This window comes from Paenibacillus praedii (assembly GCF_049725345.1).
Classification (GTDB): domain Bacteria; phylum Bacillota; class Bacilli; order Paenibacillales; family Paenibacillaceae; genus Pristimantibacillus.
In genome coordinates, this window is sequence record NZ_JBMWAM010000013.1 from 88,328 (window position 1) to 100,400 (window position 12,073).

Here is a 12,073-nt window from a genome sequence, read left to right on the forward strand (position 1 = left end):
AAGAATGACGGAAACACAACTAGTGCAGCGGCCGGAAGGGCCGCTGCACTCCTACCAGGAAGCGGTTGATTGGATAACGGGTTTAATTCCCTTCGGCATTCGACCGGGGCTTGAACGAATCGAAAGGCTGATGGAGCTTCTTGAAAATCCGCATCGCAGGCTAAAGTTTATTCACGTCGCGGGTACGAACGGCAAGGGCTCAACCTGCGCATTTTTAACGAGCGTGCTGCTTCGGAGCGGTTATGACGTAGGGACATTTACATCCCCGTATATCACGAAGTTTACGAATCGCTTTCAATATAACGGCATGGACATTGAGGAAGAGACGCTGCTGCGGCTTGCCAACGAGCTTAAGCCCCATGTCGAAGCAATTGCAGTGACCGAGCTTGGTTCCCCGACGATGTTCGAGGTGTCTACGGCGCTCGCCATTCTCTTTTACGCAAAGGTTACTTATCCCGATTATGTTGTATGGGAGACGGGGCTGGGCGGAAGGCTTGATGTGACCAATATCGTGCATCCGGTCATTTCGGTTATTACGAATATCGGTCATGATCATATGGATCGTCTTGGCAGCACGCTTGCGGCTGTTGCAAGTGAGAAGGCAGGCATTATTAAAGCAGGAATTCCGGTTGTCAGCGCGGTTACGCAGCCTGAAGCGGTTGAGGTTATTAAACGTACAGCAGCGGAAAAGAAAAGCACGTTATACTTGCTCGGGGAGCAGTTCAATGTAACGGAGCTGACCGCTTCGGAGAATGAACAAACCTTCCGGTTCGAAAATTTGTTCCGGACCATCGATCGTCTCTCAATCACACTCAATGGCGCGCATCAGCGGACGAACGCGGCTGTGGCGGTCATGACGCTTGATATGCTTCGGCAATACAATGCTCTCGTCATAGAGGACGAGGCGCTTGAGGAAGGCTTGAAGGCTGCGGCATGGCCGGGCCGACTTGAAATGGTGCAGCATGCGCCGCGAATTTTGCTGGATGGGGCCCATAATCCTGAGGGCGCGGAGTCTCTTGCGGATGCTCTGAAAAATACGTACAAGTACGATCGTTTACATCTTATGATGGGTATGCTGGAGAATAAGAATCATAGTGAAGTACTTAAGCATATACTGCCAATAGTGGATACGCTAATTGTGACCGAGCCTGATTATCGTATGAAAAAAGAAGCACACGCTTTAGCGGATTTGGTGAGCGAAATGCGGCAAGAGAATCATTCAGAGCATTCTTTCGAGCTGATCGTGGAACAGAATTGGCAGACAGCATTACAAAAACTACAACAGTTAACCGGGGAAACAGACCTTGGGGTCGTGACAGGCACGCTTTATTTGATAGCTGACGTTCGCTCCCGCATATTGTACAACTCGGAATCTGAAAAAGGTTGGTGAACCGTCTTTGAATACAGCAGAACACGTTCATTTCATCGGAATCGGCGGTTACGGCATGAGTGCCATTGCCCGCGTCATGCTCGAGATGGGCTACAAAGTTACCGGCTCTGATGTCGCTTGTCAAGAATTAACGGAGAAGCTTGCAGCGAATGGAGCAAGCATTTTTATTGGTCATCAGCCTGAGCATGTGAGGGGGGCCGATCTGGTCGTATATTCCACGGCGCTCTCCAAGGACAATGTGGAGCGGAAGGCGGCAGAGGAGCTTAACATTCCAGTGCTGCACCGTTCTCAAATGCTGGCAAGATTGATGAATGCGGGCAAAGGAGTGGCGGTTGCCGGCGCGCATGGCAAAACGACGACCTCCTCGATGATTGCGCTTGTCATGGAGAAATGCGATGCGGATCCAACGTATATTATCGGTGGGGAAATCGTTAATGTCGGGACAAATGCGAAAGCCGGAAAAGGGGAATATGTTGTTGCTGAAGCGGACGAGAGCGATGGTTCGTTTTTGCAATACCACCCAACGCTGGCTATCGTTACGAATATTGAGCCTGATCACCTAGAAAACTATGATGGCGATTTCGGAAAGCTGAAGGCAGCTTATGTTCAATTTTTGCAGCAGGTGAAAACAGGCGGCAGAGCGATAGTGTGCGCTGACGACGAGACGGTTAACGAACTGATTCCGCAGGTATATAATGGGAGCGTAGATCGGTCGCAGCTTCTAACCTATGGCATTGACGGTGATGCGGATTACAAAGCGGAAAACATTGAGCTTGGTGACCGTAAGATTGCTTTCACGATGACTTATCACGGGACGAAGCTTGGAAAGGTGGAGCTTTCCGTTCCAGGCCGTCATAACGTGTATAATGCAATGGCGACGATTATTACGTGTCTTGAAGCGGGCCTGCCTTTCGAGAAAATCGCAGAAGCGATTCAATCTTTCAGAGGGGCTAAGCGCCGCTTCCAGGTGCTCGGCGAATTAAATGATATTCTGGTCATTGACGATTATGCTCATCATCCAACGGAGATTAGAGCAACGATCAGCGCGGCCAAAGCAACAGGCAAACGAATTATAGCGGTGTTCCAACCTCAGCGCTATACCCGGACGTTTTTCTTGTTCGAGCAATTCAGCCGGGCGTTTCCTGAAGCGGATGAAGTGATTATTACTGATATTTACTCTCCGGCCGGCGAGCAGCAAATTGAAGGAGTAGACTCGCGTAAGCTGGTGGATCTGATCAAGAGCAACAGCAATGCGAATTCCGAGTATATTCCGACGAAGGAAGAGGTACTCGCATATTTGACCGAACGAGTCTCTCCCGGAGATCTGGTTATCACAATGGGCGCAGGCGACATCTGGAAGGTAGCGGATGCGCTGGCGAAATCGTTGAAAGCAGGTCTTTAGAAACACAAGTCATGAATCGTAAAATGCCCAAGGATTCCACTTTGGAATCAGTGGGCATTTTATATTTTCGGAAAATGTTAGTTGCCGATTGCCGTATAATGACGCTGCGCTTTCTGCATCATCGACCAAATCCCAGAAGCCTGTCTCCATGTAGTTTCCTTTACTGCTGTGTGTCCCTCTTTTATCATAACGAAGGGTAATAAATCCATTAATTTCCCCGCTTTCGAGATAACTGCCGAAATCCCCAAGAATGCCAGCAACGAATTTTGAAAAGAGCTGCAGATGCTCCTCCGGAGCAGCCTTCATCTAAATGCAGGAAGCAACCGAAGCACAACCATCAATAAACTTCAAGCGTGTCCCGCAGGGACGAAAGCGAGCACTAAGCAAACGCGGCTCATAACCGCCTCTGTCCCAAAAAAGTTACTTCGAAAAAAAGGCGGAACAGGCGCACAATAAAGTCAGCGTGTCCCGCAGGGACGAAAGCGAGCATTAAGCAAACGCAAATCACAACCGTCTCTATCCCATCTACGTTACTTCAATTGCGGGTGTCCAGAGGGTGCAACCCTTGGGGCCCTCCCTTGGAAGGGAGGGTCTGGGAGGGTTCGAAAGCCTTTGAAGGTTTGGATAGAAGCCTTTGAAGGTTTGGATAGAAGCCTTTGAAGGTTTGGATAGAAGCCTTTGAAGGTTTGGATAGAAGCCTTTGAAGGTTTGGATAGAAGCCTTTGAAGGTTTGGATAGAAGCCTTTGAAGGTTTGGATAGAAGCCTTTGAAGGTTTGGAAAGAAGCCTTTAAAGGTTTGGCAGATATCCCTCCCAGGGCTAGGGTCTAAATCTCTTAAATGTCTCATAGAGTAGAAATAGAAGAATGGGACAAGGAGTGAGTGAGATGAATCAAAAAAATCGTATTACGTATCGCTTTGACCGTGCCGGAAATTCCATTAGCGAGGAGAAATACAACTCTATCAAGCAGCAGGAGGCTCCTTCTGATCAGGCCTCGTCCCAAACGACTGCGCCTGGCAGCAGCTCTAAAGCCGCAAAAATGAACGTTATTCCGTTGTATCACTCGATCGAGCAGCATCACCTCAGCGAGATAAACCCATGGAACAGTCCCTTTCAAGAGGATATAGGGGCGCTGGAGCAATTGATCCGAGATACGGATCTGGATAAGAATTCGGATTCCAATTTCAATTCAACTCCAACTCCAACTCCAACTCCCAATTCATCAATAAAGGAACAATCTTATACAGCTAAACAACGGCTCCATAGCGTGAAGACCACACCAATTGTCGATCGTTCAGCACATTCAGCTGAGTCTGAGCCTATCCTTGATATGCTGTCAGATGAGCTAGAGGCAGCGGAAGGAGATGAGATAAATGAGCGATACGAGCATGAGATGATGTTTGACCATTCAAGAATGAACACGATACATTCGGCTCGAGCACGGCGTTCCGCTGGCGGCCCTTCCTGGTTTAATGTTTTTCTATCCGTATCGGGAGCATTGGCAACCGGAGCGTTGTTTGGTTATTTGCTGCTGTCTTTGTTTACGGGTGCTTCCTTGTGGCCAGGCAGCGCGAAGGAGCAGTCAGCACCTGTAATAGGCAGTATGCCGAACGATGCGGAGCCGGCAGCTTCGGTTAGCGGAGAGACGTTTCCTACAGCCGGCACGGAAACGAGTTCATCCAACGATCCGAATACAAAAACAGTAGCGCTGAGTGGGCTGGACCAGTCGTACTATATGCTTCAATTTGGTGTATTTAGCAATTCGGAGGGGAGGGACGCGGCACTGGATCAGCTTGCCAAGAAGGGATTCGCCGCGGCGGGCATGACAGGGGATAATGATTACCGCGTCTACGCGGGAATTGCAAGCGATCGCGATAAAGCGAAGACGATTCAAGCGCTACTGCCGGACCTTCAGCTTTATATTAAGGAAGTAAATATTTCCACTCCAGCTGCATTTCCATATGAAGGCGATGCAGCGGAAGCGCAAGCCTTCTTCGAGCAGACAAGCGAGCTGATCCGTATGTTTGAGGAGCTGACTTTAGCCCAATTGGAGCAGCCGAGCTTATCTTCATTAGGAGAGTCAGCGGCTGAGGCCTGGCAGGCACAGCACCGCATGTGGACTGAAAATGCGGAAGCGCTGCGAATAGGTATATCTGATGAAGAGGGCAAGATGTATTTGGAAAAGCTCAATCAGTCGCTTCAAACTGCTGCCAAAGCCTTGCAGTATTATGATAAAGAGCCTTCTCGCACACTTTTATGGTCAACGCAATCCGAGGTGATGAATGCTGTCATTGTGCAAAAAGAATGGTTTAAGTCAATCAGCGCATTGTAAACGAATCCTATCATGCGTATAATAGACGAAGATGTCATTTCGTGGCGAGAGGCGTTGAAGGATGAAGAAAAATGGCTGGGTTCTTCTCATTTTTATTATATTAGGCTTACTGGCAGGCGCATTAGTCGCTAGATGGCTGGCCCCTGTTCAAGGTATTTCTTTTTTGACAAAAGCAATCGAAACATCATGGTCTCCCGCCATTAATCTGCATGTCATAAGCTTCAATTTATCGCTTCATCTTCAGCTTAGCTTGTTCAGTATAATTGGAGCGATAATTGCCATTTGGCTGTACCGCAAAATGTAATGCCACGGTCCCAGGCCTTAAGATGCTTGTCAACCGTATGAAGGAGAGCAGTCATTGTAATATGAAGCCAACAAACTCACGCAATGAATCGATAAGCCAGCTGGTACTGGCTTCTTCGTCACCGCGCCGGAAGGAACTGGTCGCATCGCTGGACCTTTCCTTGCCGGTTTATATTTTGTCTACGGATACAGATGAGTCTTTCGAGCCTTCCTGGTCGCCTATTCAGGTGGTGGAGGAGCTTAGCCTTCGCAAAGCGCAAGCAGCCGCATTCATGCTGCAGCAGAAGCAAACGGAGCCATCGTTAATTATTGGTTCGGATACGGTTGTTGTACTGGACGGCGAGGTGCTCGGCAAGCCTGAGGATGTGGATGATGCGAAAGCGATGCTGACTCGTCTGCAAGGCCGCGGCCACGAGGTGTATACCGGCATTGCATGCTTGTTATCCGCCAGCGGAGAAGCAATGGTCGCTCATCGTATGACGAAGGTGCAAATGAAGCCTCTCAGTGCCGGGCAGATCACTCGATATGTTGCAACAGGAGAGCCGATGGACAAAGCCGGGGCATATGGCATTCAAGGACTGGGCGCAACCCTTGTGGAACGGATCGATGGTTGTTATTTTAATGTCGTTGGACTGCCACTATCTCTGCTGTCAGATATGCTCGCTTATTATGACATTCATGTTTTTTGACAACTAAGGAAGAATACCCATAAATATCATTTTTTTTGAAAAGGCGGGATTGGGACATGGAGCCGCAATATATGATTTTGCGTGATGTCCCCCATGAAGAACGTCCAAGAGAGCGCATGATGCAATATGGGGCAGAAGCACTCAGCCATGCTGAATTGCTTGCAATACTGTTGAGAACGGGTACGCAAAGACAGTCAGCGCTTCATTTGGCTGGCGCCATCTTAAAGCAGTGCGGAAGCTTGCGAAATTTACTGGATATGAGCATGGAAGAATTAACTGCGATTCGAGGCATCGGTCCTGCCAAAGCGACTCAGCTTCGGGCAGGTATCGAGCTGGGCCGACGAATTACGCGCAGCCGCCTAGGCGATGCGGTAACCGTCCGTAAGCCGCAGGATGCTGCGGATTATATTATGGAGGAGCTCCGTTATTTGAAGAAGGAGCATTTTGTCTGCTTGTTTCTAAATACGAAAAATCATATTATCGGCCGGGAAACACTGTCGATTGGCACATTGAATGCATCGCTTGTACATCCTCGCGAAGTATTTCGGGCAGCGATTCAGCGCAGCAGCGCTTCCATTATTTGTGCGCACAATCACCCAAGCGGCGATCCTACGCCTAGTCCGGAGGATATATCGCTCACAAAGCGTTTGGCGGAAGCTGGAGAGCTGGTGGGGATTGAGGTGCTGGATCATTTGGTAGTCGGAGACGGAAGATTCATAAGTTTGAAGGAACAAGGCTATATGTAATATAATAAAGTGATGGTTGCAATTAGAAGGGAGTAACAACATGTTTGGTGGTTTTTCTAAAGATTTGGGAATTGATTTAGGTACAGCGAATACGCTTGTGTTTGTCAAAGGAAAAGGAATTGTCGTAAGGGAGCCCTCTGTGGTTGCTATACGTACGGATACAAAAACAATTGAAGCGGTAGGCGAGCAAGCCAAAAAAATGATTGGAAGAACGCCGGGCAATATCAGAGCTGTTCGACCAATGAAGGATGGCGTTATCGCCGATTTTGAGACGACTGCAACGATGATCAAATATTTTATCCGCCAAGCGCAAAAGCAGCGTTCTTTATTTCCGCGTCATCCGAACGTGATGGTATGTGTGCCGTCAGGCATTACGGCGGTTGAGAAGCGTGCCGTAGAGGATGCGACCAAGCAGGCGGGAGCACGTGAGGCCTATACAATCGAGGAGCCATTTGCGGCAGCAATCGGCGCTGATTTGCCCGTTTGGGAGCCTACAGGCAGCATGGTGGTTGATATTGGTGGAGGGACGACTGAGGTAGCCGTTATTTCACTCGGAGGCATCGTTACCGCGCGTTCCATTCGCGTAGCCGGTGATGAGATGGACGAAGCCGTTATTCAATATATAAAACGTCAGTACAATCTGATGATCGGTGAAAGAACGTCAGAGCAGTTGAAAATGGAAATTGGCTCGGCGCTCCCGCTGGACAAACCGGAGGTTATTGAAATTCGCGGGCGCGATCTTGTAACGGGCTTGCCGAAGACGCTTGCCATCACATCCGATGAAATTACCGAAGCACTAACCGATACGGTCAATGCAATCGTTGATGCTGTAAAGGTGACGCTTGAGAAATGTCCGCCGGAGCTGTCAGCCGACATTATGGATCGCGGCATAGTACTCACAGGAGGCGGGGCTTTGCTTCGCAATCTGGACAAGCTGCTTCAGCGTGAGACGGGAATGCCGGTTATTGTAGCTGATAATCCGCTGGACTGTGTGGCAATCGGCACGGGCCGTTCGCTGGACAACATCCATTTGTTCAAAGCTAGGAGCAGCTCGGCTCGCTCGAGACGCTAGTGCATCAAATGTAAAAACGGATATGAAATGGGCGGGTGATCGAGCTGTTTAAGCTAATGCGAAATAAGCGTATGTTTATGCTTATGATCGGGTTTATTCTGTTCATCGCAGTCATCGGCTTCTCGCTCAGTGACCGCAAGGAATTAACCTGGCCGGAGAAATTTCTGAAGGATACGGCAGCATACGTGCAGCAATGGTTTTACAAGCCCGCTGGTTATATAGCGGGCTTCTTTGAGGATATTGGCAATCTTCGCACGATTTATGAGGAGAACGAGCAGCTGCGGTTAACGGCTGCCGCCTACTCGCGAGATAAAATTAATTATAATTTCGTTGAGAAAGAAAATGTGCGTCTGAAGGAAGCGCTGGAGTTCACGGAGCGTCAAAAGCAAATGTATAAATATAATTACATGATTGCGCACGTCGTTTCCGTTAGCAATAATGCGAACAACAGAACGTTATTGATTAATATAGGCTCAAGGAACGGCGTCAAACCCAATATGGCCGTCACGACGGTTGACGGATTAATTGGACTAGTAAGCTCGGTAACGCCATTTACCGCTGCGGTAACGCCTATTACGGAGCTAAATGAAGCGTCGCCTACCTTCAATTCCATTGCGGTTACCGTGCTGGGGCGAGAGGACGAATCATTTGGCATTTTGAGCAGCTATAACAATGAAACGAACAGGCTGCTTATGACGAAAATTTCGGAAAATGATAAAATGGAAAATTATGATACAGTCATTACATCGGGCTCCGGAAATGTATATCCTCGTGGTCTTGTGATCGGAACGATAGAATCAAAGCAGGTTGGCGATTTCGGATTAACTTACACAGCGTCCATTGTGCCTGCTGCAAGCTTTGATCATTTGACAGAGGTGTTCGTCGTTCAGGTCCCTGAGCTGGAGGAAGCGGAGCAATGAGCATGAACCGGATCATCTTGCTGATGCTGCTCTTATTCGTAATCGAAGGGGCTGTGATGCCGTGGATCATTCCTGCGGGCTTCGGCAGCCGGATCATTCCGCATTTCATTTTTGTAGCGGTCATCTTTGCAGCGCTTTACAGCGGCCGTCACCGCGCGCTTCTGCTTGGGGTTAGCTTTGGTTTTCTTCAGGATGTTGTTTATTTCGGTCATCTAATGGGGGCGAATGCCTTTGTTATGGGGCTTATTGGTTATTTTACAGGCATGCTGCTGGAGCGGCGACGAGCGACCCTTATGATGGCGATCTCCATTATCGGCTTTGCTTGTATCGTTTATGATACGGCCATATTTTTTATTTATAAAGTATTCCGCATTACTAGTGAAACGTATGCATGGGCCTTACTTAACCACATCCTTCCAAGCTTATTCCTGCAGCTTGCTTTCGCGCTTGTCTGCTATGTTCCGGCTAGACGATTATTTGAAGGGCAATCTCTAGTCAATCCGGATAAGGATGAGGAATAAATTAACGGCTCAGGCAGGAATTTATTGCTCTTATCAAGAATCCATTAGGTTGGGGAGGGACGAACGTGACCGAGAGGCAGCATATTATAATAAAAGGCGTAAAAGAGGGTCTCGTGTTCCTTCTCGACGACAAGTGTGAGTTTTCAGCACTTTTGGATGAGCTGCAGTACAAGCTTGAGAAGACACATCAGCAGTTACTCACTGGCCCGCTCGTGCATGTAAATGTGAAGCTGGGCTCGCGTCAACTGACGGAAGAAGACAAGGAACGAATCAAGACTGTCATTAAAGCTCAAGGTAATCTGATGGTTCAATCGGTTGAATCAGATGCCCGGTCGCTTGAGGCTCAGCAAGGGGAAAAGCCTAACCTGCAGGTTGTGACATCTATCATACGCTCTGGCCAAACCTATGAGCATGACGGAGATTTATTATTAATCGGCGATCTGAATCCGGGAGGAACTCTATTATGTACGGGAGATATATACGTGCTGGGAGCCTTGCGAGGCGTCGCGCATGCAGGAGTTACCGGAAGGACTGATGTCATTATCGCGACCTCGCTTATGAGGCCAACGCAGCTGCGTATTGCGGATGTGATCAGCAGGCCGCCGGAGGAATGGATGACTGGCGATGCATCTATGGAATTCGCTTTTTTGAAGGAAGGACGAATGCAGATCGATAAGCTGACGCAATTATTCCGTATACGGCATAATCCAATTATGTTTAAAGGAGTGTAAGGCATGGGAGAAGCGATTGTTGTGACATCAGGAAAAGGAGGCGTCGGCAAGACGACGACCTCAGCAAACCTGGGTACGGCGCTGGCTTTGCTTGGCAAGAAGGTATGTATGGTAGATACGGACATCGGCCTTCGCAATCTTGATGTCGTGATGGGGCTGGAGAATCGGATTATATACGATTTGGTGGATGTGGCTGAAGGCCGCTGCCGCTTGAATCAAGCACTTGTGAAGGACAAGCGGTTCGACGAGCTGTATATGCTGCCGGCTGCCCAGACGAAGGACAAGGATTCAGTGACGCCTGAACAGGTTCGTAATATGATCTTAGAGCTTAAGAAGGAACATGACTATGTCATTATCGATTGTCCGGCTGGCATTGAGCAGGGATTCCGCAACGCGATTGCAGGTGCAGACCGTGCGATTGTCGTTACCACGCCAGAAAATGCCGCGGTACGCGACGCCGATCGTGTAATCGGCCTGCTGGAGCAGGAGAAAATACCATCGAAGCTTGTCATTAACCGCATTCGTCAAAATATGGTGAAAAACGGCGAAATGCTGGATATCGATGAAATATGTCAGGTGCTGGCCGTTGATTTGGTCGGCATTGTCCCGGATGATGAGAAGGTGATTACCGCAGCGAACAACGGTGAGCCTACGGTTATGAATCCGGACTCGCGCGCTGCGATTGCCTATCGCAATATCGCGCGCCGCATACTTGGGGATATGGTTCCGCTTATGCTGCTGGATGAGAAGGCCGGAGCGTTCAAGCGTTTCCGCAAGTTCCTTGGAATAGGATGAATGCGTTTTGCTAAATAAACTAAAAAAGCTCGACTGGGGAATATTAATTATTTTAGTATTCCTTATGGTGATTAGTATTATCGTTATTCATAGTGCTACAGCGAATGCACCTAAGTATGCAGGCTCCGAAACAAGACAATTGATGTATTACGGGTTAGGTTTTTTTGTCGCTATCGTAGCCACATTGTTTGATTATCGAATCGTGTTGAAAAGCTGGTATGTCTTATATGGCATTGGCGTTTCCTTGCTGATTTTGGTTTATTTCTTCGGCGCCATTATTAATGGGGCAAGAGGTTGGTTTGTGATTGGCGGTCTTTCCTTCCAGCCTGCGGAAATGGTCAAAATCATACTTATCATTGGCATCGCCTATATCATGGGACGTCGACAGGGCGACCCGCTTACTTTTTCGCAGGACCTGCTGCCTGTCTTTGCATTTTCATTTTTGCCGTTTATGCTTGTGATGATTCAGCCCGATCTCGGAAACGCGATTATTTATTTAGTGATCGTACTAGGGATGCTCTGGATCGGCAATGTGAAATATACACATGTTTTGATCGGACTTGGTGCTGTCATTGCGGGTATGATTCTGTTTGTGACCTTATTCAATATGTTCAATAAAGAGATATATGTTTACTTGGACGATCATGACAAAGGGCATTGGTATGAGAGAATTAATACGTTTTTAAATCCCGAGCAAGCCGACGCCGACGCGAGACACCAGTCGGAAAATGCGCAAATTGCGATTGGCTCAGGCGGCCTTGGTGGCGACGGCTTTTTACAGGGCGATATGAAAAACGGCGGCTTTATTCCTTACGCCTACTCTGATTCTATTTTCGTTGTCATTGGGGAGGAATTCGGCTTCCAGGGCTCGGCCATACTGCTGCTGCTTTATTTCCTGCTTATTTATCGGATGATTATGATCGCCTTCAAGTGTTATGATATGCGAGCCTCCTTTATCGTGATCGGAATTGTATCGATGTATGTATTCCAGGTCTTTCAGAACATTGGCATGATGATTGGCATTATGCCGATAACCGGTATTACGCTGCCCTTCATAAGCTACGGGGGGACCTCGCTGCTGCTGAATATGCTGTCGATCGGACTCGTGTTCAGCATCAAGGCGCATCAAGAGAAATACGAGCTGGCTGATTAAAGCCAGAAAAAAGCTGTTTC

The 12,073-nt window shown here is 48.4% G+C and carries 12 protein-coding genes; all 12 read left to right on the plus strand.

The features are described from left to right. Nucleotides 1-4: 4 nt before the first annotated feature. On the plus strand, nucleotides 5-1,390 hold the full coding sequence (locus tag ACO9K6_RS13715) for a bifunctional folylpolyglutamate synthase/dihydrofolate synthase (protein WP_424768128.1): 1,386 nt from the start codon (nucleotides 5-7) through the stop codon (nucleotides 1,388-1,390). 7 nt (nucleotides 1,391-1,397) lie between these two features. Further along, entirely contained in the window at nucleotides 1,398-2,792 is a 1,395-nt protein-coding gene (gene murC / locus ACO9K6_RS13720; protein WP_424768129.1) for a UDP-N-acetylmuramate--L-alanine ligase, read from the plus strand. An 885-nt stretch (nucleotides 2,793-3,677) separates the two neighbouring features. Further along, on the plus strand, nucleotides 3,678-5,123 hold the full coding sequence (locus ACO9K6_RS13725; protein ID WP_424768130.1) for an SPOR domain-containing protein: 1,446 nt from the start codon (nucleotides 3,678-3,680) through the stop codon (nucleotides 5,121-5,123). Nucleotides 5,124-5,184: 61 nt separating this feature from the next. Continuing rightward, nucleotides 5,185-5,427, plus strand: coding sequence for a DUF4321 domain-containing protein (locus tag ACO9K6_RS13730; protein WP_424768131.1), 243 nt, complete (start codon nucleotides 5,185-5,187; stop codon nucleotides 5,425-5,427). Between the two features lie 61 nt (nucleotides 5,428-5,488). Continuing rightward, a complete protein-coding gene (locus ACO9K6_RS13735) occupies nucleotides 5,489-6,115 on the plus strand; it encodes a Maf family protein (RefSeq protein ID WP_424768132.1) in 627 nt (208 codons plus the stop codon). A gap of 56 nt (nucleotides 6,116-6,171) precedes the next feature. Then, nucleotides 6,172-6,861: a RadC family protein gene (gene radC, locus ACO9K6_RS13740; RefSeq protein WP_424768133.1), complete on the plus strand. Its 690-nt coding sequence runs from the start codon at nucleotides 6,172-6,174 to the stop codon at nucleotides 6,859-6,861. 40 nt (nucleotides 6,862-6,901) lie between these two features. Further along, nucleotides 6,902-7,933 carry a rod shape-determining protein gene (locus ACO9K6_RS13745; protein ID WP_424768134.1) on the plus strand — a complete coding sequence of 344 codons (1,032 nt, stop codon included), beginning with the start codon at nucleotides 6,902-6,904 and terminating at the stop codon, nucleotides 7,931-7,933. Between the two features lie 35 nt (nucleotides 7,934-7,968). Continuing rightward, a complete protein-coding gene (gene mreC / locus ACO9K6_RS13750) occupies nucleotides 7,969-8,853 on the plus strand; it encodes a rod shape-determining protein MreC (RefSeq protein ID WP_424768135.1) in 885 nt (294 codons plus the stop codon). After that, nucleotides 8,850-9,374, plus strand: a complete 525-nt coding sequence (gene mreD, locus ACO9K6_RS13755) for a rod shape-determining protein MreD (protein ID WP_424768136.1) — start codon at nucleotides 8,850-8,852, stop codon at nucleotides 9,372-9,374. The genes mreC and mreD overlap by 4 nt, the downstream gene beginning before the upstream one ends. A 65-nt stretch (nucleotides 9,375-9,439) precedes the next feature. Then, nucleotides 9,440-10,105, plus strand: coding sequence for a septum site-determining protein MinC (locus ACO9K6_RS13760; protein WP_424768137.1), 666 nt, complete (start codon nucleotides 9,440-9,442; stop codon nucleotides 10,103-10,105). A 3-nt stretch (nucleotides 10,106-10,108) separates the two neighbouring features. Then, on the plus strand, nucleotides 10,109-10,900 hold the full coding sequence (gene minD / locus ACO9K6_RS13765; RefSeq protein ID WP_424768138.1) for a septum site-determining protein MinD: 792 nt from the start codon (nucleotides 10,109-10,111) through the stop codon (nucleotides 10,898-10,900). A gap of 7 nt (nucleotides 10,901-10,907) precedes the next feature. Continuing rightward, entirely contained in the window at nucleotides 10,908-12,053 is a 1,146-nt protein-coding gene (locus ACO9K6_RS13770; RefSeq protein WP_424768139.1) for an FtsW/RodA/SpoVE family cell cycle protein, read from the plus strand. Nucleotides 12,054-12,073: the final 20 nt, after the last annotated feature.